Origin of the sequence: Legionella birminghamensis (assembly GCF_900452515.1) — a bacterium.
GTDB lineage: Bacteria > Pseudomonadota > Gammaproteobacteria > Legionellales > Legionellaceae > Legionella_C > Legionella_C birminghamensis.
Map to the genome: position 1 here is coordinate 2,032,987 of NZ_UGNW01000001.1, position 23,463 is coordinate 2,056,449.

The following is a 23,463-nucleotide window of genomic DNA, read 5'->3' on the forward strand; positions in this document are numbered from 1 at the left end:
ATTGCTTATTTTTTACATGAATGAGCCACTTGTAAAACATCATCCCTGCCATCTTTATCACTGTTTGCAAAAAATCGACTCCTATTCATCGCATCAGAAGGCTGAGGGATGGATGGCCGCTTATTGTATGCCTGACGATGGGTTAATAGGATTAAATCATCCAATTCTTTTTCACCCATTAATTCCTTCAGGAATGTGCGATTTACCTGAGTTAAACCCATGCCGCCAGGCAATAAAAGAAACCGCTCAAACAAGCTGACCTCACGATTTGATTGCTTGCACCATGTCCGCCTTAGCAATTCCTCCTTCGTAAATAGATGCTTATATTCGTCCCAATCCTGCTTGAGCAACTGATGTCCCTCTGCCGTAGAACATAGCCAAACAAAAAAATCCCTTTCCCCCTCGGGACTAAGTTGTCGGGAAAAATAAGCCCAGTGCTTCTGGATCATTGCCCTTCCTTGTTTGGTAGCCAAAAGACTGTCCAGTGGGGTTATCGATAAGCCCGCAGAATTTGTGGTGGTTCTTAATAAATTTTGCTCTCTCAGCAAAGGCTCAAAAAAATCCCAGTGCTGCTCTAGCAATTCCAGCCCGGCTGTTTTATTAAATAGTGAATGCAATACACACACGCCCTTATCATCACATTCACCCGTAACTGTCTGTTGCAATACCTCTGCCGTAATGAAAGATTGGAAAAAATCCCAGTGGGATTGAATGAGATCAATACCCTCGTTTATTCTGAAAAGCCAATATAAAGAGCCTACGCCTGCGCAGGGGCCTTCCCCTTTCTCCGCCATATGCAGGTTCTTTCGTGTAAGCAGTGGGGCAAAATCCTCCCAATGGGAGGCTATGGTTTTAATGCCATTAGTGTGGCAGCATAAATAATGAAGCGCTGTTACACTATTATCCAAAAAATGCTCGCTTAAATGATCTTCCGTCAGGTAGGGGCGGAAATCAGCCCAGTGTTTATTTAATAAAGCGATACCCTCACGCCTGTCTGGGCCAGACACTAAATGGAGAATGCAACTATATCCCGAGGAAGGACGAACAGGATTATGCCTCGGCATAAAACTTTGCTTATTGATAAACTGTCTGAAAAAATCCCATTCCTGATCGAGAAGTTCAATGCCTTCCCGGGTAGAACTTAGGCCGAATAAAATATCACTGCTGATCTTGTTATCCGGGCTCTGAAATTCCTGAAGAAATAATGAGGCAAAATGCGGCCAGCGCTTTTTAATTAACTCTACACCCTCTTTGTTTTTAGTAACCAGGTGGACAAAAATTGAGGCATCCTTTTCGTTGCCTGAATGTCTAAAAATCTCATCCGTTAATAAGAACTCAAAAAAATCCCAGTGTTTGTCCAGCAAATTGAGCCCTTCCTTTGAAGAACACAAACGCACAAGCGGACTACATCCCTGATGGTTAGTATTCGTCCCCGTTACTTTTTGATACAACAGCTCTTTTGTAATCAATGGCTTAAAATGAGCCCAATACCGGTCCATGATTTTTATGTTGGCAGTGTTTGAGCATAAACCATAAAATGGCGTAGCCCCTGAACTATACCCATCAGTGGATTTTATATGCAAAGCTTCTTTGGTAACGAACCCTATGATATCTTTCCATATGTTATTTAAATTTTCGTCTTCGTAGGGTTTACGGAGACAGAGGATAAAAAAAGGTGTGAGTCCTTCTGTATTCTGTTTATGAAGTAAGGTCTTATCGATGCGTGATCTGAAGAAATCCCATCGTTCACTGACAATGGCGCTAGCAACAATAAAGAGGTACAGGAGGTTCGCTCCTTTATACCAAAGAACATTGTTTGTTAACTCCAGGGCCAGGAGTTCCGGGGTAATGATGGTTGAAAACCGATCCCATTCCACTTGCAATATTGAAACCCAAGCCCTGAAAAAACTGACAAGATTATCTGCGTGAGTTTGCTTTGTAAGGCCTTGAATCAGGGCTTGATACATAATTGGACAGGAAAGCTTGGACTGAAAATAATGCTGCCATTCCTTAATCTTTCCTTGTTCCATAACCGATATCAGCTTATCGACAATTTTTTGCTGTAGAGGGGACACGTTCAGTATGCTGTTTTTGGCGGGCTTAGGGCCTTGAGTGACTATTTTTTTCTCATTATTTACAGCCTTGGGCTGCAGGGAGAGCGCTGCCGTAGTTCTTGGTTCCGCAGCTGCTTTCTTCCTGGAGCGCTTTTTTTTCTTCTTCTTTGGGCAAGCTTCGCTTGTTTGCTCCTCAGCAGCTGGATTTGGCTCTGGTTTTGGCTCCGCCTTTATTTCAGGCTCAGGCCGGGCTTGCGCTTCGATTTTTTCGGGAACTAACTTTTGTGCGATTAGAAAGGACTCGAAATCGGACTGCGGTATTTTATCCTTCAAGCATTGCCTGAAGATATTTTCGGCAATCTCCGTATTGCCTTCTTCATATTGGCGGCGGGCTTCCTGCGTCCAGTCGGCCAATCGCTCAGCCTCTGTTTTGGGGGCTTTATCCTGCACAGGCAACTCAGCGGCTTTTATTCCCTTTTTAAAAAACCGGGTCAGATTCCTGGTGACATGCTTCTCTGGCTGGTCAATGTATAAGTCCGCGGTCGAACGGGTACAACTGGTAAAAAACTTGTTGAATGGAGGGCCAAATTGATCTTCTTCACAACCCTCTTTGGCACGGTTGGTCAGGCAATTTAACTCCTCATCCGACAGGCCATTGATTTTTTTATTCGCCTCATAGCAAAGCTCGTCATCGAGCATGCGGTAGAGCAGCACTTTCTTATATTCGAGCCCTTTGATTTGTTCGGGAGTAAAAATCAGGGCGGATCCGTATTTACGACGCGCCTCTTCAACGTATTGGGGCAGGGTTATGATTGCAAAATCACTTTCCTTTGCCGCTTCTTTTAAGCGTTCAAACTCTTCTTCCTTGTCTACCCAGACCACCGTACCAGGGATTTTTTCCTGCTCCGGAGAAGGGATAATCTCGGCTTGCTCGAGCTTGTCGGCACGGCCGCCAACCAGCCAGTTTTTAAGGCGGATAACTCTATTGGCAAAATGGACAACATTTGCGGGGCAGCGGTAGGAGTGGGGCAATTCGATATGCTTTGCATTGGCACCCATTAAACCCAGCAGATAGGGGCGCTTGGACTTATTATCAAAGAGGCTTTGATGCGTATCCATCAGATAGCATACCTTCTTTTCCTTTGCCAGATGCAGTATTTCCTTCAAGGGTAATCGCGATAAATCCTGCGCTTCATCAACCACCACTGAATGGTATTTTTCTTCCTCTTTTAGGTCGAGAAAGTCAAAATTAACCAGTTCGCTGCCGTCAAGATGATTGAGATAGGCTTTGTAGGCGCGGTAGATCCAAAGTCTGTCCTCTTCATTTTTGTAAATACTCTGTTTCTTGCCCAGCTTGATATATTCTTTTTTTTTGTAACCCGACAGCAAGCGAAACTCCTGGTAAATCGTCTGCTGATTTTTTAAAAACCCATCCAGTTTCAGGAAGGGATCATCCTGGGTTTTGCCTTTTTTACCCTTGGTGTTCGCCATGCTGGGTTTGAGTTCATTTCTTCGGTCACTGACATACTTTTTAAACCAGTGTTCAAATTCCAGTTTGGTGCAGACTGTCCGGTCTTTTACATACTCGGCACGGCTTTCCGCCGCCTGCATGGCATAGGTTTTAAACTCAACCCGCCTTTGCATGTCCGGGGGAAGCTCAAGTGATCCCCAAATGGCCTGCATCTCTTTTAACAAACGGGGGGATTCTGTCAAGTAAAGGATCTTTTCCTCAGATCCCTCAGGCAGCTGCGCTGCCAATTGCCGCAGCATGGAAATGGCCACGCAGGATTTACCAGAGCCCGGTGCACCGCTGACGACAAGGGGCAAGCCCGATTGCAAAACGGATTGCTGGCTTAAATTCAGGCGGATGAATTGCTGGTTATAATAATCCAGGATGACTGGCTCGGGCTTGCCGGCAGGGGGCTTAGGCGACTGCGCGGCTGCAGCCTCTTCCGCCATCATTTCGCGAATGCGTTTTTCAATGGACTCTTTATTTTTGACGAGATAATTCTTTACACCATTTTTATCATTATAAGCAGGCGATTTTTTATATTCATGCCATTCGGCTGCATCGATGACCAACAGATTGTTTTGACCGTCGAGCTCGTAATTCGTTAATAAAATTCTATCCGCATCGTTTAAACGCGCGCTCGCCAAATCATCCCGTAATTTTTCATAATTCGTTCCATGAGTTCCATTGTTTAATAAAGCCTTGACAGCCTCTATTATCTTTTTCTCATCCTTGGAATAGCGGTCAAAAACCTTTCTGTCTATTAAAGCCCTTCTCCAGAAAAGGCCTTTGGATCTATTTCTTGGCATGTGATCACTTAAATCAACCTGAATGGTCTTCAATTATACAATACGAGTGATTTAAATAAAGGGATCTCTTCCTGCAAGGGGTTATGGATTGGCAATTGAGCCTTAGACTTTGCGTTTAAATTTATTCGTTATGGACCTGCTATTTGCCGTTTATCCAGCGATTGTGGTTTCCGGTGCGGCCAAACCGTTCGGCCTGAGATAGAAGCTGAAGTTTAGCTGTCTAAATTGTGAGGATCACTCAGGCATGGGCCCCGCGGTCGCTGCCGCGGGGATTCGATGCATTTATGTAGATAGCTATGGGTCGCAGCCGCGGGATTCAGAATAGGAAAACATTTATGTAGCTCATTCTGGCTCCGTTCTGGGATGCTTCGCTATGCCGCAATGACGGGTTAAGCGAGATAAGTTACGTTAAAAAGCACGCCATGGGTATAGAGATGATCTAGTTGGAGGCCAGTATTCATTGTTTGCCCCGCCGCGCGTCCAAGCTCGCTTTTACCCCAGTCTGCGAACTCATATCCCACGCCAACCTGGAAATGCTCATTCAGGCTTTTTTGTATGCCAGCACCCAATGTATAGGCAAAAGTCGTTTTGGTATGATTTGCAAAATCAGCATTGGGGACGGCTTCAAAAATAGTGGGTACGTTTTCGAAAGAAAAAGCACGGTTAAACCCGACACCCACGCTGCCGCTAATATAGGGCATAACCATATAGCCTTTATCCAGCAATAACTTGCCCTTTGCTGCAATGCGGTTGTGTCTGATTTTGTAGCTATAGGTGTAATTATTGAAAGTCGGATCAGCATCATCCCATATATCGCCATGCAGCTTAATTCTGCTGTAGGTAGCGAGTTCGATACCTAATTGGCCGGCTAATTGGTCAGATAAAGTTTTCTGAACACCAAAAAATAATTCTGCTACCCCAACAGCCTTAGTTGATTTTCTGGCCACATAGGTTTTTTCAATCTCGGGTGCCAGAAAAAAAGTTTGGGTATCGCCGCCTCTTGCCCAGGCTGGACCGATGCTGAACGAACTGACCCAAGTCCAATCTTTTACGGCTACTTCACCCATGGTACCAGCAACAGACTGGCCAGCAAAAAGACAGGTTGTGATCGCCAATAAAGCTGAATGTTTTTTCATGCGGTTTCCTTGCTCAAAAATATTTATATAAGTTAATACATAATCCTTTATCATTCAATGTTATAATGCTGCAAAGCATTAATGAATGCATTATTCCGCACCTAGCGAAACTTTTTCCCAATTAGTAGCAATATCCATGGTACTCGATCTCTTAGGAACTCTTTTATCACTGCTCTCAACCTGGTATTTTATCAAGGTGGACAGAAAAGCCTGGCTAATCAGTATTTTCGCTACTGCAATTAACAGCGTTCTTTATTTCCAAAAAGGAATTTTTGCTGATACCGCCCTTGAATTATTTTATTTATCAAACAGCCTCTACGGCTTCTTTCTCTGGGGCAGAAACTCCACTAGCGCTGATAGAATCAGGCGGCTTTCATTAACTCAAACTATTAAACTTCTTTTTCTTATATTGGCATTATATTCTTTTATTTACTTTTTATTGGGTCAATACACCCCTTCCACCGTAGCCAGTCTGGATGCACTGACTTGCTCCCTTAGCATTATGGGCCAATGGCTAATGTGTTATAAAGTTATTTTTACCTGGGTTATCTGGTTCTTTACGGATGCGATATATGCCTACTTATATTTCCACAAACAAATTCCTTTCCATGCTCTATTAATGCTTCTTTACACCATTATGGCTGTGCTAGGTTATTTAACCTGGTCATCCTATGATGTACGGCTAAATCAAACAAAAATTTTTACATAAACCCAAGAGGATTGATATGAATAAAATGGATTTTAGAAACCAGTTGCTTGCTGCAGCTTCCCTGTTTTTGTTAGGGACAGAAGCAAATGCGGGAATACCTTTATGGACTTTTGCGCAAGTCCCTGGATATCCTGCAAACGTTGTTGTTAGCCCTACAGGAAACGCAACCATTAAATATACAGTCACTAATCAATCGCGTAAACCGCATACTTTAAGGATGGAACCTATTCGAGGTATCAGTGCCTCAGGCTGCACTGAAACTCTTGGCTATCATCAATCCTGCATTCTGAGCTTAACGGTTAATGGCCAATCCCTGTCAGCGGATATCATTGGCGGTCCCGTTCTCTGCGACCTTTATGCCCCCTTGCAATGCTATCGGCCTGCTTTCAATGATGGCCTCAACATTCACCTGCTACCATCCGATACGCAACCTGCCCTGCTGAGTTTAGCGCCCTCCACACTTCTTCTAATTGCGAACGATGGCGCAAAAGATGTTTTAGTAAGAAATGACAGCAACGCTCCCGCACTAAACCTGGCCATCAATATACCTGGCGGGAGTGCACTTACAGTGAACTATGCAAGCTCTACCTGCACAAATACTCTTCCAGCACACAGCAGTTGTACTTACAATATTCTGCCTGGCAATCAGCCGGAAACCACCAATATTTCAGTTAGGGGTAGTAACACTAATCTAACCGTCTCGGAAGTTCGTGTATTAGCCTTCACCCCGCCGGGTTATTGTACGGGCTTACTGCTTCAGAGTAATGCGACAAATATTATCAATCCGACTGCGGGATGCAGCAGCTGTTTACCCACAACCCCAGGCCTTCCTCTGGTTAATACAAATCATGTTTTTGGTGAGCTAGGCGGATGTGGAGGCGTGCAATTTACATTGGAATGGTCAAGGAATGGGGATATTGATGCACATGGCTTATTTCCTACATTACCCACTGCCACTCATATTTATTATCAAAACAAACTTCAAAACAATTTTCAATTGGATATTGATGATAGACCCGGAGATGGCCCTGAAAATATTTATCAGGTTAATTCCAATCTGCCTATGCCTTTGGGACGCTCCTATTTTGCAGTCTTCAATTTCAACATGCCCGGTCCCAATTTGCCGCTTACGTATTATGTGCGTATTCGTTGTATCGATAAATCAGTAACCCCGAACATTCTAAATGAAGTAGTCCGTGAATTTACTGCGCCTACAGTTGTAGACAATCTTGCTAATTATGTGGGTTATGTTGAATTTACAGCGAATGGGGCCTGTTCCATAAATTTGCCATCTATAACCACTCAGGCAATTGGAAATAGTAGCGGCTCGAATATATTTTAGGGTGGCTAAGGAGCCGCAATACGCGGCTCCTTATAATCAGGCTAACCTATCAAGCTGCTTCAATAGGCAGATCGTCGTGAGTGGAAAGCAGTTTTCGCTGTTTGGTACTGTGTTTATCGGCTGTTGCACGACGCAATTCATCATCACTGAAATCATCCACAGCAATAACCGCTTGACGAGCCTGCTCCGCTTCACGCATTTGAGCCGCTTCTTCAGCAGTCAGAATATCAGCCGCTTCAGCTTCGTCAATTTGCTCCATTAAAGTCAGCGCATGCAGCTTTTTATCCCTCACTGCCTTGCTAATTTTACGCTCAATGCTTTCTGCGGCATAAATTTTAAGAAAAGCTTCTTCAAGACGGCCTACAGGACAGTTCGCCAACGGTTCTTTAAAAACTATTCGAGACATTCTGTCACGTGTTTCATTAGGCTCTGACATTAATTTAGCCAGTGCATGACCTAACTGATCACTAGGATAATGACGCTTACTGCCGAAAGGCATGATGATCATTTTTAAAAGTATGCGCCCCCAGCCAACCGGAAAATTGGTCAGCACGCCTCTGAAAGCACGCTCGCACTCATGGAGTAAATGCTGGCAGCACCATTCTACCAGAGGTAAATCGGCAGCCGGTTCCCCGTCTGTGTGATATCGCTTTAATACAGCCGAAGCCAGATAAAGATTACCCAATACATCGCCAAGGCGGGCTGAGATCTTTTCCTTGCGCTTTAAAGCACCGCCCAAAATACCCATGCAGAAATCAGCAGTGAAAGCCAGATTGGCGCTATAGCGGTTAATCAGCTGATAATAACGTTTTGCTTTACTGGTCGGCGCCTTGCTGAATCGTCCATCGGTAAATGCATATACGATAGACTTGGCAAGGTTAGCCATGACAAAACCTGCATGCCCCCAAAATGCTTCGTCAAAAGCAGCCAGGTTATTCTCACGAACGCTTTCAAGCTCTTTAAACACATAGGGATGGCAACGGACGGCACCCTGCCCGAAGATAATCAGGTTACGGGTTAGAATATTGGCGCCCTCCACGGTGATCCCGATCGGTGCATTCTGATAACCTCTGCCCAGATAATTATTAGGCCCCAGGCAAATCCCTTTACCGCCATGGATATCCATTGCATCAAGAGAAACCTGACGCGCTCTTTCAGTTGTCTGATATTTGAGAATGGCACCAGCAACGGAGGGTTTGGCACCATGATCAATCGCCGAAGCAGCCAAACTTAGTCCTGCATCGATAATATAGGTGTTACCCATAATTCGAGCCAGGGGTTCTTCAATTCCCTCAAAATTGGCAATTGCCTGATTAAATTGCTTTCTGACACGCGCATAAGCGCCGCTGGCTAAAGCACCCGCCTGAGAACCGCCCATCGCACTGGAAGGAAGTGAAATCGCCCTGCCTGCACTTAAACACTCCATCAGCATGCGCCAGCCTGCGCCTGCCATGGCAGCGCCGCCGATCAGATAATCAACAGGAATGAACACGTCTTTACCCTGGGTTGGACCATTCAGAAAGGCTGTATTCAAGGGGAAATGCCTTCTACCCTTAATCACGCCTGGAGTGGTTGCCGGTATCAGAGCACAGCTGATACCTACATCCTGACCTTTACCCAGCAGGTTGTCAGGGTCAAACAAACGGAAAGCCAGGCCAATTACAGTGGCCACCGGACAAAGGGTAATGTAACGCTTATTCCAGTTCAGACGAATTCCCAGCACTTCTTTACCATCCACCTTTTCCTTGCAGACAATACCTTTATCGGGAATGGAGGCAGCATCTGAACCTGCATTGGGGCCGGTCAGCGCAAAACAGGGGACTTCGCGACCGTCAGCAAGACGGGGCAAGTAATAATCTTTCTGCTCTTTTGTACCGTATTTCAAAAGTAATTCAGCAGGACCTAATGAATTGGGCACCGAAATGGTAGTAGCTGCAGAAATTGAGCGCCCATATACCCTGGCCAGGATGAAGGCCTGCGCTGTGGCTGAAAAATCAAGGCCGCCGTATTCCTTGGGAATAATCATCCCTAAAAAGCCTTTTTCCTTAATAAACTGCCAGACTTCCGGGGGTAAATCAGTGCGATTATGGGTAATGTCCCAGTCATCAAGCATGCGGCATAATTCATTTAATGGGCCATTTATGAAAGCTTGTTCGTCATCGGTGAGGCGGCTTACCGGCGCATTTAGCAATTGGCTAAAATCGGGGGCGCCGCTAAATAAATCGCCTTCCCAACTGACAGTACCTGCCTCAAGCGCTTCACGCTCTGTAGCTGACATCGTAGGCATTGCCTTACTCACCACATTGAAGAGACGACGGGAAAGCAGTTGACGCCTTAGCGGTTTTATTGCACCGATCAAGAGCATGGCGAACCCTAACCACAGCAACCCGTGGGTAAACCAGCCTATGCTAGAATATTTCATAAAAAGCAAGGCAACCACTGCGTAGCTGATTGTCCAGACCACAATTGAAGCTTGCCGGCTCAATAACTGATAAAATCCATATATCAATATTGCCGTTATAATAAGATCGAGCAACACGTTCATCTCCTTTTCAAGCGGGTAATCTTAAGTATATAGCGGGTTAAGGTATTTTTGCCAGAATTAAGCATCAAGGCTTAGTTTTTGTTGATACTGTCCAATAATTTAAAAATTTGCCTGGCCAGTAATTCGGGGTTTTCCATAGGCAGCATATGAGTTCCAGACATTTGATGACTCTTAATTCCATATTTTCTGCTCATATAACTAACATCTGCCTGGCGGACAATATCACTGTGATCACCATAAATGAGAAAGGCAGGCACTTTCAGCTTTCCTTCGTAGCGATGAAATTTATGGGGGATGGTTCGAAAAATGGCGTATTCAATATCACGATCAAAGCGTAATACGTAGCCATCTTCATCCTTTGTGAATCCATATTCAATGTAGTCTTGCAGGCAATCGTCACGAAAGCTGGCAAAAAGCGCCCGGGTTTTAAGATAGTCCCATAACTGCTGTTTGTTTGGCCAATGCTGGCGTCTTCCGCGTGTACGCCCCGCTGGAGTCACCCTGTCAATTAATCCAATGGTTTTTGCCAGTTTAACCATTGTGGATTTAAAGCGATTTAACAAAGGGGAGTCGATCATTACTATTGCAGAAAATAATTCAGGCTGTTCAATAGCCGCAATGAGAGACAAAACACCTCCCAATGAATGCCCAATGCCAATCACCGGAGGCTCGCAGTTTTCTTTTACACTCTCTGCGACCTGATCCACCAGATAATGCCAGTTTTCCGTCACAGGAAAACGGGGATCATGCCCAATCCGATCCACATAGCAGCAATGATAACGCTGCTCCAATGCGGTTAATAATTGATGGTAACAGGGTGACGGAAAACCGTTTCCATGGGCAAAATGAATGGTTTCTTTCACGAAAGCACCAGTTTTTTACTCTCATTACGCAGCGAGATTACTGCAAAGCTGAAATAAAAGGCCAGCGCAATAATAATCACCACACCAAAACCGGGTACAGGAAGATTAATAGCCAGTATCAATAAAAGAATCGCGATGGCCGGCGTAGCAGCAACAGCCAATAAGCGGCAGGATTGCGGATAAGTCAGATCCAGTTTATAGAATAATTTTGAAACCAATTGGCCAATCATTCCAAAAACCAGAAAAAAAGTAAGAAACATTACAAAAAAGATCAAAATGACAGTGGGATAAATGATAATCAGGGATAAATACTTTACTGTTCCAATTCCTGAGGATTCAATCCATTTGCTTCCCACAAAAATTTCATTCATTTGCGGGGGAAATATTTGCACAATAGGCTGGTCACTTTGCGGCTGCGCCTGATTCATGAAGAAAAACTGAGGCGATGGCGGCCAGTAAGATAATTGGTTTTTGGAAATCAGGGTAGTCAGATAGGGGTATTTTTCACTGCGCCCGGTAACTGTACCTGTGGTATCAATGACTGAAACCACCTGGCCTTGCTGGTTTTTTATCTCATAGGGCATTGGTTTATCAGTGCTTACCTGGCCATTTTGAATTGTGATAGGCGGAAGCTCTCGTAGCGGCGTCAATAACTGTTGATTGAAAAAAGAATTAAAATCATTCGTTGTTCTCAGGGCAAAGGGTGTGCCAAATACCAGTATGGCGATAAATAGATAGAGAACTCCCAGCCCTGTCCAGCGTTTACCGACATCGACATATAAACGGTTACTAAAAAATGAAAGAATGAGCGCCTGCCAATAATTATAATGAGGCTTATTAATATCCCGCAGCGCAGAGTTCTGTTGATTCATGCCATCCTCCCATTCGTAATCCGGTTTTACTGTCAAACAAGTTTGCTTTTGTGATATTTAATTCAATGTCCAAGAGCCCGTCGCCAATCAGTTGGTCAGCAGATGCTCTGATTGCAAATTGGGTTGTCCCGCACAAACTTTGCGCATGGATTAATTTATCCGCTCCCAAATCATCAATATACTCTATTTTCACCCGTATTGCTGGGCTGCCAGCCCTTGTATTAATCCGAAGGTGTTCGGGGCGAATACCTATAACCACTTCACTCGCAAGGCGGCTGGTACTTCCAGGGGCCTGTATCTCAAAACCCAGCTCCGATGAGATTAAATTGCTGCCGCTGTTCAACCTGGCAGGGATAAGGTTCATCGGATAATGACCAGTGAAACCGGCAACAAATAGTGATTGCGGTTGCTGGTAAAGATCCTGGGGAGAACCAATCTGTTCGATTTTACCCTGATTGAGAACGACTACTTTGGAAGCCATGGTCATTGCTTCTGTTTGATCATGAGTTACATAAATACTGGTCGTAGCCAGGCGCTGATGAATTTTGCGTATTTCATATCGCATCTCATTGCGTAATTTGGTATCAAGATTGGACAAGGGTTCATCGAAGAGGAAAACAGCGGGTGAACGCACAATGGCCCTGCCCATCGCTACACGTTGCCGTTGACCACCCGACAAAGCCTGGGGCTTTCTATGCAGGCAAGTGCTAATCTGCAGCATTTCCGCAACCTCCTGCACTTTTTGTTTAATAGACTTTGCCGGCATCCCCCTGATTTTCAACCCATAGGCCATATTCTCAAAACAAGTCATATGCGGATAGAGTGCATAGTTTTGAAAAACCATGGCGATATCACGTTTTGAAGGCGCGATATCATTAACACACTTCTCATCAAAAAGAATTTTCCCGGAACTAATGACTTCCAATCCAGCAACAAGCCGCAACAATGTCGATTTTCCACAACCAGATGGCCCAATCACAGCAACAAACTCGCCTTGTTCAATATTCAAGCTGACATTATCGAGAATTTGCTGTTTGTCATAATATTTACTCACTTCAAGGAGTTTGACCGTAGCCATTAATGTGTTAGTCCTTGCTCAAACCAGCGTTGTAAAATCACCACTATAATGCATGGAGGAAACATCGCCAACAATGCGACTCCCATAATATAGTGCCACTGTGGGATCTGATCTGCAACGCCAGCCAGATAACGTATCCCCATAACAATTGTCGCAACGCTGCTATCGGTGGTAATCACTAATGGCCAGAGATATTGGTTCCAGCCGTAAACAAACAAAATAATGAACAAAGCGGCAATCTGTGTTTTCGCAAGCGGTAATAATATATCCCAGAAAAAGCGAAGGGGCCCTGCCCCATCGAGCCTGGCAGCGTCAATCAGCTCATTGGGTACCGATTTAAAAAACTGCCGAAACAGAAAAGTGGCCGTTGCCGAGGCCATCAACGGGAAGGTTAAACCGCTGAAATGGTTAAGCCATCCCATCTGTGCAACAATCTGAAAGGTGGGAACGATACGGACCTCGACGGGCAACATCATGGTGGCAAAAATTAATCCAAACATAAGCGATTTACCTGGTAATTTGAAATAGACCAGAGCAAATGCTGAGAAAAGAGCGAGGATTATTTTTCCACAGGCAATGGAAAACGCCATGGTGAAACTGTTGAGGAGCATACGCCAGACAGGTTGCCCGCCGGTAGATGCCACCCCTTGCGTCAGTACCGTTTTCAAATTACTGAATAACAACCCGCCCGGAACCATCGGCACTGAATGCTGCATCATCGTGCTGCCTTCATGGCTTGCTGCCACCAGAGCCAGATACAATGGACAAAATAATAAGATAATAAATGCTGTCAGAAAAACATGTGGAAACAGACGATTTATTTTCATTTATAATGGATCCTCTTTTCCAGATAATAAAATTGTAAAAGAGTAAGTCCAACCACTAACAACATGAGTATAACTGATTGCGAAGCGGAGCTTCCCGGATCCATACCTACGAATCCATCCCGATAAATTTTATATATTAATGTGCTGGTGCTCGTTCCAGGACCGCCGCTGGTTAATATATCAACAATCCCAAAAGTTTCAAAAAAGCCATAGATAAGATTCATTACTAGAAGAAAAAAAGTCGTCGGTGATAGCAAGGGAAAAATAATTTGCCAGAACCGCTGCCAGGATGTAGCCCCATCAATTACCGCAGCATCGATCAACGAGTGAGGAATCGCTTTGAGTGCTGCAAGAAAAAAAAGGAAATTGTAACTAAACTGCTGCCAGCTGGCAGCGATGATAATAACAATTAAAGCCTGACCAGGATGGGTAAGATAATTAAAATGAATGCCCACAGCTTCCATTATGTGCGAGAACCATCCCATTCCGGGCTGGCATAGGAACCGCCACAGAATGGCAGCTATCGCTGGCGCGACAGCATAAGGCCAGATCAGCAAGGTTTTATAAATTTTCTGGCTTTTGCTTCGCTGAGAAACCAGATAAGCCAGGAAAAGCCCCATGCACATGGTTACGGCTGCAACCGAGAAAGCAAGGATAATGGTCATTAAGATAGCATGGGTGAATTCGGGATCAAGCAGCAAATCCACAAAATTGCTTAAACCGGCAAACTGTTGTTTAAGACCAAATGCATCACTAAAATAAACGGACTGAACTAATGCCATAAAGGCCGGCCAGATAAAAAAAAGCAGGGTAATAACTAACTGGGGAGCTATTAGCAATAGCGCCAATTTTTTATGCGATGTAAAATTTGCCATCAGCAGCCATATTATTTATAGAAACAAAAGTATATACCGACCGCTTGCTATATTAAAGACAGGGAGAGAATTCTATGTTAAATCCGCAATCAGATTCCATGCGCTGTATTCTGGTGAACAAGGAAAATCGGCTTGAAATAGTCGAGGGGAAAATTCCATCCATACAGGTGGAACAAATTTTAGTTAAAGTGCATGCCACAGCATTAAATCGTGCTGATCTAATGCAACGACAGGGCAAATACCCTCCACCACCGAATGAATCTGCAATTCCCGGTCTGGAAGTTGCCGGTGAAGTTGCGGCGCTCGGCACAGGCGTTACCCGTTTTAAAACAGGCGATCGCATCTATGGTCTGGTGGGTAGCGGCGCTTATGCTGAATACTGTCCCGTCAATCAATTCCTTGCCGAGAAAATGCCTTCTGACTGGTCTTTTGAGTACGCCGCAGCACTTCCTGAGGCGCTGACCACCGCCCATGCAACCCTGTTTGAATTGGGTAATCTGTCCAGCCGGGAAACTATGCTGGTACATGCTGCTGGCAGCGGTATTACCACCATGGCAATCCAAATGGCAAAACTTGCACAAGCCTATGTATTCACCACTGCAAGCGGTGCTGTCAAGGCTGAAAAGGCAATTGCTCTCGGTGCCGATCAGGTTATCAACTATCGGCAGGAAGACTTTGCTTCCGCTATTTCGGCTGATTCGCTTGATTTAATTCTCGATTACATGGGCGGTGAATACTTTGCCAAGCATATCGGACTGCTAAAAACAACTGGCCGCTTGATTCAAATTTCTGCCATGCTAGGACGAAAAGCGGAATTGGATCTGGCAGCTTTAATGAGGAAGCGCCTCAAAATTCAGGGATTTGTTCTACGCGCCCAACCTATTCAAAACAAAATAAATTTATGGCAAGCCGCCCATAAGCGCTGGCAACCCGCTTTGCAGAATAAAGAACTTCAGCCTGTAATTGACTCTGTATTTCAATTTGATGAGATGGAGAAAGCACAGCAGCATATGTTAGAAGGGAAGCACTTTGGCAAGGTGGTGGTGAAAATGTGAGGTTTAGTTTGCAATGAAGATGGATCCCGCGGTCTTCGCCGCTCGGAAATCCCGCCACTGCATCCGAACCGCAGCCCCTACTCGTATCCCCGCGCCGACCGCGGGGCCCACTCAAAGCCTCCAATGGTTTTCCACCACGCAAAAACTTGAAAAGAGCCCCTTCTTATCGTGTTTAAGTATTTTTCAAAGTACGCCGTAATAATTGCGTATAAATTGGCTCGTTACCCGCCAACTGGACCACTGTCGTTGAAGTCAGACAGCTAACCATCAAAGGCAGAATCAAAGAATAGTTCTGCGTCATTTCCACAACCAGAATTATACCGGTAATTGGAGCGCGCACCGCTGCCGAGAATAGCGCTCCCATCCCGGCAACCGCAAACATACCGGGATGAATAGTTAGCTCAGGCATAAGCCATATCAGCGCGTTGTAACTCGCCAATCCTGCTAGAGTACCCAATGCCAGCATTGGTGCAAATATTCCTCCTGGGACACCAGTGGTATAACTCATTAAAGTGCTTATAAAACGCAGTAAGATCCACAGCAATAATAAATACACCGGAGGAAAAAGGGTTAATGATTGCTCGATAATATCATATCCTCCACCGACAACAGGTGGATACATGATTGTAAAAACCCCAATCAAAGCGGCAACAATTACTACATAAATCAATTTCTGACGAATACTCCAACGGTCACTGACGGCCAGACACTTCATCAGACAAATATTAAATATCAGACCCGCAAGCCCCATAACGATGCCAAAAACAAAAAATAACCATAGGGAATGCAGACTCGGCTGCTGGAAAACAGCCATGGGAATCGCTGGCGCCGATCCCATAATTAATTGACCTGTAATGGTTGCCATTACACAGCAGATAGCAACCATTTTAAAATTTGTAAAATTAAAATTGAATTCGTTGCGCATCTCCTCAATAACAAACAATACACCCGCAAGAGGCGCATTAAAAGCGGTCGCCAAACCCGCAGCGGCTCCGGCTGAGATAAGTGCATCACGGCGGTTGCGATGCATGCTAAACCATTCACCAAGCATTGCGCCCAGATTGCCGCCCATTTGAATAGTGGGTCCTTCTCGTCCGACCACCATTTGCGCGCTTATTGCCAGTACTCCCCCAAAAAACTTGACCGGGAGTAAGCGCCGCCAATGAATGGGCCGTTTATGCAGTAAGGTTCCCTCAATTTCCTGTACTCCGCTTCCTGCCCCTTCCGCAGCGATAAAGCGTACTAATGCCCAGGCAACAACTACCATCAGTACAGTAATAATCACAGTGACCGAAAGGGTCATTATCAAGTCGCCCTGAGAGAAAGACTTAATCCATGACAGGAATCGATTGACCTCTGTTATTGCAATCTGAAATAAAGAACCAGCCAAACCTGTCAATAGGCCTAATAAAATCGAGATGAAATAAATACTGACAACTTTATTCCACAATCGTCCCTTGATGTTCATTAATCAATTCCATTAAATTACTGATAATTTTAAATCCAGCCTGATTCGCCAGCGACAAAATAGTTTCAGGATGAAACTGGACAGCGTAAATAGGTTTGCTGCGATGCTCAACTGCCATAATAACGCCATCCTCCGTAATAGCCGTTATTTTAAGTTCCGCCGGCAATTCAGAACGCGAAGCATAGAGCGAATGATAGCGTCCCGCTGTAAATGAAACACCCAGCCCTTTGAAAAGTGCTGTATCGTTCGTAATTTTAATTTCAGAGGCCTTTCCATGCATAGGATAGGATAGCGTCTCCAGCTTTCCGCCAAAGTACTCCACGACCCCCTGCAAGCCTAGACAGACTCCAAATAATGGAATGCTTCTTTCAATAATCGCAGCAATCGTTTTGTTTAAATCGAAGTCAGCAGGACAACCCGGGCCAGGGGACAACACAACCAGATTAAAGGATTCGGACTCTAAACAGGACAGGGCATGGTCAAAGCGCATGGTTTTAACTGCAGCTCCGGTTTGACGCAGGTAATTAGCCAGCGTGTGCACAAACGAATCCTGGTGATCAATTAATAATATTTTCTTTCCCTTGCCTGTAAGTTGCGAAACAGTATTCTTCGCTGGTTTGGACACAGGCCGCAATAAATCCAGAAATGCAGAGGCTTTTAGCCGCGTTTCCTGTTCTTCAGATACCGGGTCAGAATCGTATAATAAAGTGGCACCCACACGAATTTCAGCAATTCCTTTTTGAATGCGCATGGTTCTCAATACCAGCCCGGTATTCAAGTTTCCATTAAAACCAAACCATCCAACAGCGCCAGCATACCAGCGGCGCGGCGATTTTTCATGTGCTTCAATAAAATCCATTGCCCAGAGTTTGGGGGCTCCTGTCACAGTAACCACCCACATATGCGTTAGAAAGGCATCAACAGCATCGAATCCCGCACGCAAAGTACCTCTCACATGGTCGACTGTGTGGATAAGACGCGAATACATTTCAATTTGACGTCGACCGATGACATGAACGCTTCCAGCCTCACAGATTCGCGATTTATCATTACGATCTACATCAGTGCACATAGTCAGCTCAGAGGCTTCTTTTTCTGAATCAAGAAGCAGCTGAATATTATGGGCATCCTCGATAGCATCCCCTCCCCGCTTAATTGTGCCAGAAATGGGACAGGTTTCTACCATATTCCCCGTAACACGCACATACATTTCGGGCGATGCACCTACAAGATACTCTTCCTCACCGAGGTTAATAAAAAAACCATAAGGCGAAGGATTTACTTCCCGCATTTTTCGAAATAACTCAGAAGGCCTCTGCGGGCAGTGCGCATAAAAAGTTTGACTGGGAACCACTTCAAACAGATCGCCACATGCGAATCGCTTTTTGGCTGTCTCCACAACAGCAGCATATTCACCTTCTTCATGATCACAAAAATTGTCCGGCTTATTGTCTGCCTGATATTCAGAAAACTGTCCATCGCGAGCTAATGATTGCGTGGAGTGCCCTTGGAATTGAAAATCGTATCGTCGAATAAACGCTTCCTCTTTACGATGATTGACGATATAAATTTCATCGGGAAAATAAAGGACCATTTCACGTTGATTTTCAGCCCTTTTTTTATGTTGTTTTAAGCCTTCAAACTGAAAAATTAAATCATAGCCCAATGCGCCGTATAAACCGAGATATGGCTCTTCCGGCAGTTTGAACAATTCAACTAAACAACGAATAATAGTGAATACAGAGGGTTGTTGGCTTCGCTCTTCCTCGCTGAAAATTTTTTCAGTTTTCTTCACTTCAAGATGAATGGACTGTTTACTGACCTCAGTAATTTTAATTGAGCTCGAACGACTCAGGGCAGCATGGGCGATAACTAATAAAATCTCACCGCGACGGTTAAGTGCCTGAAGACTTGCGCCCTGTTGCTTTACCACCAACGCCATCGGGGGGTTATAAAATCCGATATCCCAGCAAGTATATCGACCCGGATATTCAAAACTGGACGCAAATAATGCGCCCCGTTGGGAATCGAGCTTATCAAGTAAAGGTTCAATCGCATTTTTATAAACTAGCGATTGTTGTTCAAACTCAATAAATACGCCGCCCTCAGTCTTTACTTGCTGTAGCATTTTGCGAACACCATTAATTAAATAATTCCATTCTACTGTAAATTAATAGTACTGCAAGGACGTATTATTGGCTTTTACGGCATGAATCGTCTTTGCGAAGCAAGTGAAGCAACGAGCACCCTTCTGTATGGCTTCATTTTGCACACACAAAGACGTCAATTTATCCGCCAATCACTTTAAAATCCACTTCGATATTGCCTCTTGTGGCATGGGAATAAGGGCAAATTTTTTCATGGGCTTCTTTCACTAAAGCTTCCAGCTCTTGTTGAGGCAGGGTTTTATCTTCTACCTGTATTTGAACTGCCAAGGCAAACCCGCTGGGATCCCGCTTACCGATGGATACACTGCAATCTACCTTTGCCTTGGAAGCATCTTTTTTATGCATTTTGGCAATAAAGTCCAGTGCACCACCAAAACAGGCTGCGTAACCTGCTGCAAATAAATGTTCAGGCGTTACCGTATTGGGCTTTCCAGGACCGCCTAAATCCTTGGGAACTGACAGGTCAACCGATACCATGCCGTCACTGGTTTTACTGTGTCCATTCCGTCCGCCCATTGATGTGGCAGTTATGGTAAATAATGCTTGAATTTTGTCCACATTCTTCTCCTTAAAATTATTAGCTATAAACTAGCAGAATTAGAGAGTGCAGGCAAAATTGTTTTGAGAAAATGAGCTAGTCACGCTGGGATCCCACTGTGCTGAAAAGGAAAAGGCCACACCATTTGAAATGCTGTGGCCTTCAAGCAGCAGAAGTCCTAATCAAGGTTTCCCAGGAATTATTACTTGGAAGGAAGAACCTGAACTTGCAACTTGGCAATCACATCACTATGGACATGAATCTCAACGATATAATCACCAATTGAATGAATTGGTCCTTCAGGCATTACGATTTCACGCTTGCTAACTTCAACTGACTGAGCGTTTAATGCATCTTTGATTTCATTAGCACTGACTGAGCCGTAAAGCTTGCCTTCATCGCTTGCCATAGCATTAATTACTACAGTGATATCATTCAGTTTGGCAGCGCGTTGTTCTGCGTTGCTCAGTGACTGCTGTGCCTTTTTCTCAAGCTCTGCTCTTTTTTGTTCGAAAAGCTCAACATTCTTTGCAGTAGCAAAAACTGCTTTGCTTTGTGGAATCAAAAAATTTCTTCCATAACCTGGCTTGACCTTTACTTTGTCGCCAAGGTTACCCAGGTTTCTAACTTTTTCTAATAAAATAACTTCCATTACTAAACCCCTTTTGAATTGCTGGCTTTTGAAGCCAGGCGCAATCTAAAATTAAACATACTATCCAGAGAACCAAACAATATATAAACCCGCAGCATAAGATCGGGCCTTATTATAAGCGGTAGTAATAGTAAAGCGATGCAAAAAGCACCTCCTCTTTTGGGCGTTAAACTGAATGACAGACAAAGCCCTGCCATCATTAAATAAACACTCAAAACAGGTAAGCAACTTATTGCCAGCAAATTATTCTGGTAAACACCCGCCACTGTAATTATAAACAGCCCTACAACAAGGCGGCTGGCTCTAAACGCCATCAGTTCATGCCTGAAACCGCCAGGGTAAAAGAGCAGCGACTGAATGTAGCGAGCAAACATCAAAGGTATTAAGGCAAAAATTACAATACATGCCTCTTTAACGCCAAAACAATAACTGGCAAATAATGGTACATTCGCCTGGTTTTCTTTCGTCAGATTTTCCAGCAAATTATTTGGATTCAATTTGCTAAAAATCAGTAGTATGTAGTTGTATTCATTAATAATGTAATTGGGTACAAGACCATAAGTCAGCGCAACCACCAGTAGACTAATGACCAACGCTGTTGCAGCAACCCATTGCCAACTGGCAGAAGCCCTTAATACCAGAGCTGCCGCGAAGCACATGAAATGCGTCAGCAGAATGGTTATCGTTATATACGATGCTGAATCGCTTGAATTACCTGCTAACAAAGATGCAATGATGCTGGTTAGCAACAATCCTGCGCCGTTTCTCGCCCCTTGCCGCAAAGTAATTAGTGCAACAATAACGAGAGATAACCATGAAGCAAATGGCAAAAAAGGGAGCGCTGCTGTTAAAAAGTACGCAAGACTCTTATTTTCCAGCAGAAGTTTTCCCTGTTTGTGCAGCAATTTGTTCATACCCAATTAATTCTTATTTATGGCTATCGCAATAAGGTAACAAGCCCAAAAATCGTGCTCGTTTAATTGCCTGCGCCAATTGTCGTTGAAATCTGGTTTGAGTACCTGTAATACGGCTTGGTACAATTTTTCCAGTCTCAGTGATGTAATTTTTTAACAGGGCAATATCTTTGTAATCGATTTCGTTTGAGCCTTCAGAGCTAAAACGGCACATTTTTTTTCTGCGAAAATAGGATGTAGTTGACATATTTAGTTCCTTAAGCTGCACGAGTGTCTTTTTCTTTTTTCATTTGAACAGATTCAGTAGTAATCGCTTCATCACGTTTGATGATCATGTAACGAATGATTGCATCATTAAATTTGAAAGCATTCGTCAGTTCATTGATTACTGTTTGATTACATTCAATGTTCATTAAAATATAATGCGCTTTGTGCACTTCGGCAATTGGATAAGCCAACTGTCTGCGTCCCCAGTCTTCTTTGCGATGAATGATACCTTCATTGTTAGTGACAATACCTTCATAACGCTCGACCATGGCAGGAACTTGTTCACTCTGATCGGGATGAACAAGGAATACGATTTCATAATGTCGCATAGTGTATCCTTATGGAAATAAGCCTCTCTCGACAAAGATGAGGCAAGGTTTAAAAAGCGAGTAAGTTTAACCGATTTTCAGCTTTGGGGCAAACTCTTCCTCCTCAAAGCCTTGAACAGCAGCAGCCAGTTCAGTATTCCATTGATTTTAAAGAGGTATTGAGATATAACATACTAAAAAAAAAGAGATTTTATATGGAAATCATCACTGTTTCATTCGAAGAGCCACTGGCTGTATGCATTAATGGCGAAGTTGTTCAAGTCATTGCATTTAAAACACCGGAGCATGGCAACATTAAATTTGGAGTGGATGCGCCCCGCAGCATCAAAGTACACCGCGAAGAAATTCACCAGGCCATTAAACAAAAAGAGAAAGAAGCTGAACTTTTAGCTGAATAAGCATGCCAACCCCAAAGTTTATCTATAGTTGTTTAACGTTACAGCTGATTTTATTATTTTCTCTTTCCTGTATTGCGTTTGCTGTAAATCATTTTGTTTATCAATTTCCAGGTAATAACTATTTCCCTGAAGGCTCTGCCGGAATTGGACTTTCTTTATTACTAATGCTTGCTGGCTGCCGATTATTATTAAATAAAGATCACTACCTGCTTAAGGTAATTCAGGAAACCTTGCTTTTTTACTTAGTAATGTCGGCAATTGCTTTCGCCACCAATTCAGTGCAGTTTACCCCTTTCGCGCCCATTGACAGTCATATTATTTCCCTGGAATCCAGGTTAGGCATTTCTCTTCCCGTGATTGTAGCCTGGACCAATCAGCATCCCTGGTTCAAGAATATACTTGGGCTTTGCTATGATACTTTACCCTACCAACTGGGCTTTTTACCGCTTCTGGTCATCGTTTCCGGCCAGTTTGAAAAAATTCGCCGTTTTTTTAGTTTAATTTTAATCAGTTCAACGATTGGTTTTTTGATTTATTACTTCTTTCCGACTGTAGCCCCGGCAATTATGTTCCGTACCGATGAATTTGCACTTGAACAGCTGGCAACCGGTATTAAATTTAATCAGCTGCACCAGCATATTCAACCTGACACCATTCAGGGCGGCATGGTCGCTTTCCCTTCTTTCCATACCTTTTGGGCATGGTATTGTCTGGAGCTGATGCGCGGCTGGCCCATTGCATATTCCCTGTTACTCGTTATCAACACGCTGTTGGTATTAAGTTGCGTTCTGCTCGGGTGGCATTATCCACTCGATATTGTTGGGGCCTTCTTAGTGATTTGGTTAACAAATATTATTTATAAATACATGAATCGCTGCTTGGTATTTACAAATATTTTCATGCTCCGCCCCCCTTCGAATCCCCGCGGCATCGACCCATAGGTATCTACACAAGTGCATGAGAATTAAAAGCTATCGAATCCCCGCGGCTGCGACCGCGGGGCCCACATGAAGCTAATTTAATGTTAAGAACACCTGTTTATGACTATCTGTTA

At 44.1% G+C, this 23,463-nt stretch carries 20 protein-coding genes; 5 read left to right on the forward strand and 15 right to left on the reverse strand.

What is annotated here, in order from left to right:
- Window positions 1-5: 5 nt before the first annotated feature.
- Both DYH42_RS08660 and DYH42_RS08665 read right to left on the reverse strand, forming a co-directional pair.
- Window positions 6-4,373, reverse strand: a complete 4,368-nt coding sequence (locus tag DYH42_RS08660; RefSeq protein WP_115317026.1) for a UvrD-helicase domain-containing protein — start codon at window positions 4,371-4,373, stop codon at window positions 6-8.
- A gap of 389 nt (window positions 4,374-4,762) precedes the next feature.
- Window positions 4,763-5,509, reverse strand: a complete 747-nt coding sequence (locus DYH42_RS08665; RefSeq protein ID WP_058524199.1) for an outer membrane protein — start codon at window positions 5,507-5,509, stop codon at window positions 4,763-4,765.
- Between the two features lie 85 nt (window positions 5,510-5,594).
- Here DYH42_RS08665 and pnuC point away from each other — a divergent pair, with 85 nt between their 5' ends.
- Together pnuC and DYH42_RS08675 are read left to right on the forward strand one after the other, a co-directional pair.
- Entirely contained in the window at window positions 5,595-6,218 is a 624-nt protein-coding gene (gene pnuC, locus DYH42_RS08670) for a nicotinamide riboside transporter PnuC (RefSeq protein ID WP_058524162.1), read from the forward strand.
- A 16-nt stretch (window positions 6,219-6,234) separates the two neighbouring features.
- Window positions 6,235-7,560 carry a hypothetical protein gene (locus tag DYH42_RS08675; RefSeq protein ID WP_058524161.1) on the forward strand — a complete coding sequence of 442 codons (1,326 nt, stop codon included), beginning with the start codon at window positions 6,235-6,237 and terminating at the stop codon, window positions 7,558-7,560.
- A gap of 49 nt (window positions 7,561-7,609) precedes the next feature.
- Here DYH42_RS08675 and DYH42_RS08680 read toward each other — a convergent pair whose 3' ends face one another.
- From DYH42_RS08680 to DYH42_RS08705, 6 genes are all read right to left on the reverse strand, one after another.
- Window positions 7,610-10,096, reverse strand: coding sequence for an acyl-CoA dehydrogenase (locus DYH42_RS08680; RefSeq protein ID WP_058524198.1), 2,487 nt, complete (start codon window positions 10,094-10,096; stop codon window positions 7,610-7,612).
- An 80-nt stretch (window positions 10,097-10,176) separates the two neighbouring features.
- Window positions 10,177-10,968, reverse strand: a complete 792-nt coding sequence (locus DYH42_RS08685) for an alpha/beta fold hydrolase (RefSeq protein ID WP_058524160.1) — start codon at window positions 10,966-10,968, stop codon at window positions 10,177-10,179.
- Window positions 10,965-11,840 (reverse strand): DUF1189 family protein, encoded by an 876-nt coding sequence (locus tag DYH42_RS08690; RefSeq protein WP_058524159.1) that lies wholly within the window; start codon window positions 11,838-11,840, stop codon window positions 10,965-10,967. The genes DYH42_RS08685 and DYH42_RS08690 overlap by 4 nt, the downstream gene beginning before the upstream one ends.
- A complete protein-coding gene (locus DYH42_RS08695) occupies window positions 11,806-12,918 on the reverse strand; it encodes an ABC transporter ATP-binding protein (protein WP_058524158.1) in 1,113 nt (370 codons plus the stop codon). Before DYH42_RS08695 ends, DYH42_RS08690 begins: the two co-directional genes overlap by 35 nt.
- Entirely contained in the window at window positions 12,918-13,745 is an 828-nt protein-coding gene (gene ugpE / locus DYH42_RS08700; protein ID WP_058524157.1) for a sn-glycerol-3-phosphate ABC transporter permease UgpE, read from the reverse strand. Before ugpE ends, DYH42_RS08695 begins: the two co-directional genes overlap by 1 nt.
- Window positions 13,742-14,620 carry an ABC transporter permease subunit gene (locus DYH42_RS08705; RefSeq protein WP_058524156.1) on the reverse strand — a complete coding sequence of 293 codons (879 nt, stop codon included), beginning with the start codon at window positions 14,618-14,620 and terminating at the stop codon, window positions 13,742-13,744. The genes ugpE and DYH42_RS08705 overlap by 4 nt, the downstream gene beginning before the upstream one ends.
- A 74-nt stretch (window positions 14,621-14,694) precedes the next feature.
- Between DYH42_RS08705 and DYH42_RS08710 the strand changes: the two genes are divergently transcribed.
- Window positions 14,695-15,675: an NAD(P)H-quinone oxidoreductase gene (locus DYH42_RS08710; RefSeq protein ID WP_237759039.1), complete on the forward strand. Its 981-nt coding sequence runs from the start codon at window positions 14,695-14,697 to the stop codon at window positions 15,673-15,675.
- Between the two features lie 172 nt (window positions 15,676-15,847).
- Here the strand turns inward: DYH42_RS08710 and clcA are convergent, their stop codons facing one another.
- From clcA to rpsF, 7 genes are all read right to left on the reverse strand, one after another.
- Window positions 15,848-17,143 carry a H(+)/Cl(-) exchange transporter ClcA gene (gene clcA, locus DYH42_RS08715; RefSeq protein WP_420324127.1) on the reverse strand — a complete coding sequence of 432 codons (1,296 nt, stop codon included), beginning with the start codon at window positions 17,141-17,143 and terminating at the stop codon, window positions 15,848-15,850.
- Window positions 17,115-19,271, reverse strand: a complete 2,157-nt coding sequence (locus DYH42_RS08720) for an anthranilate synthase component I (protein WP_058524155.1) — start codon at window positions 19,269-19,271, stop codon at window positions 17,115-17,117. Before DYH42_RS08720 ends, clcA begins: the two co-directional genes overlap by 29 nt.
- Before the next feature lie 160 nt (window positions 19,272-19,431).
- The gene (locus DYH42_RS08725) at window positions 19,432-19,869 is read right to left on the reverse strand and encodes an organic hydroperoxide resistance protein (RefSeq protein WP_083503149.1); all 438 of its coding nucleotides are present in this window, start codon (window positions 19,867-19,869) and stop codon (window positions 19,432-19,434) included.
- A gap of 182 nt (window positions 19,870-20,051) precedes the next feature.
- On the reverse strand, window positions 20,052-20,501 hold the full coding sequence (gene rplI, locus DYH42_RS08730) for a 50S ribosomal protein L9 (protein WP_058524154.1): 450 nt from the start codon (window positions 20,499-20,501) through the stop codon (window positions 20,052-20,054).
- Window positions 20,502-20,503: 2 nt separating this feature from the next.
- Window positions 20,504-21,415: a hypothetical protein gene (locus DYH42_RS08735; RefSeq protein WP_058524153.1), complete on the reverse strand. Its 912-nt coding sequence runs from the start codon at window positions 21,413-21,415 to the stop codon at window positions 20,504-20,506.
- A 13-nt stretch (window positions 21,416-21,428) separates the two neighbouring features.
- Entirely contained in the window at window positions 21,429-21,662 is a 234-nt protein-coding gene (rpsR, locus tag DYH42_RS08740; RefSeq protein ID WP_058524152.1) for a 30S ribosomal protein S18, read from the reverse strand.
- A gap of 10 nt (window positions 21,663-21,672) precedes the next feature.
- Complete coding sequence (gene rpsF, locus DYH42_RS08745; RefSeq protein ID WP_058524151.1) at window positions 21,673-22,011, reverse strand: 30S ribosomal protein S6; 339 nt, start codon at window positions 22,009-22,011, stop codon at window positions 21,673-21,675.
- 194 nt (window positions 22,012-22,205) lie between these two features.
- On the opposite strand from rpsF, the gene DYH42_RS08750 reads away from it, so the two are divergent.
- Entirely contained in the window at window positions 22,206-22,409 is a 204-nt protein-coding gene (locus tag DYH42_RS08750; protein WP_058524194.1) for a carbon storage regulator, read from the forward strand.
- A gap of 2 nt (window positions 22,410-22,411) precedes the next feature.
- Window positions 22,412-23,350 carry a phosphatase PAP2 family protein gene (locus DYH42_RS08755; protein WP_058524150.1) on the forward strand — a complete coding sequence of 313 codons (939 nt, stop codon included), beginning with the start codon at window positions 22,412-22,414 and terminating at the stop codon, window positions 23,348-23,350.
- Window positions 23,351-23,463: the final 113 nt, after the last annotated feature.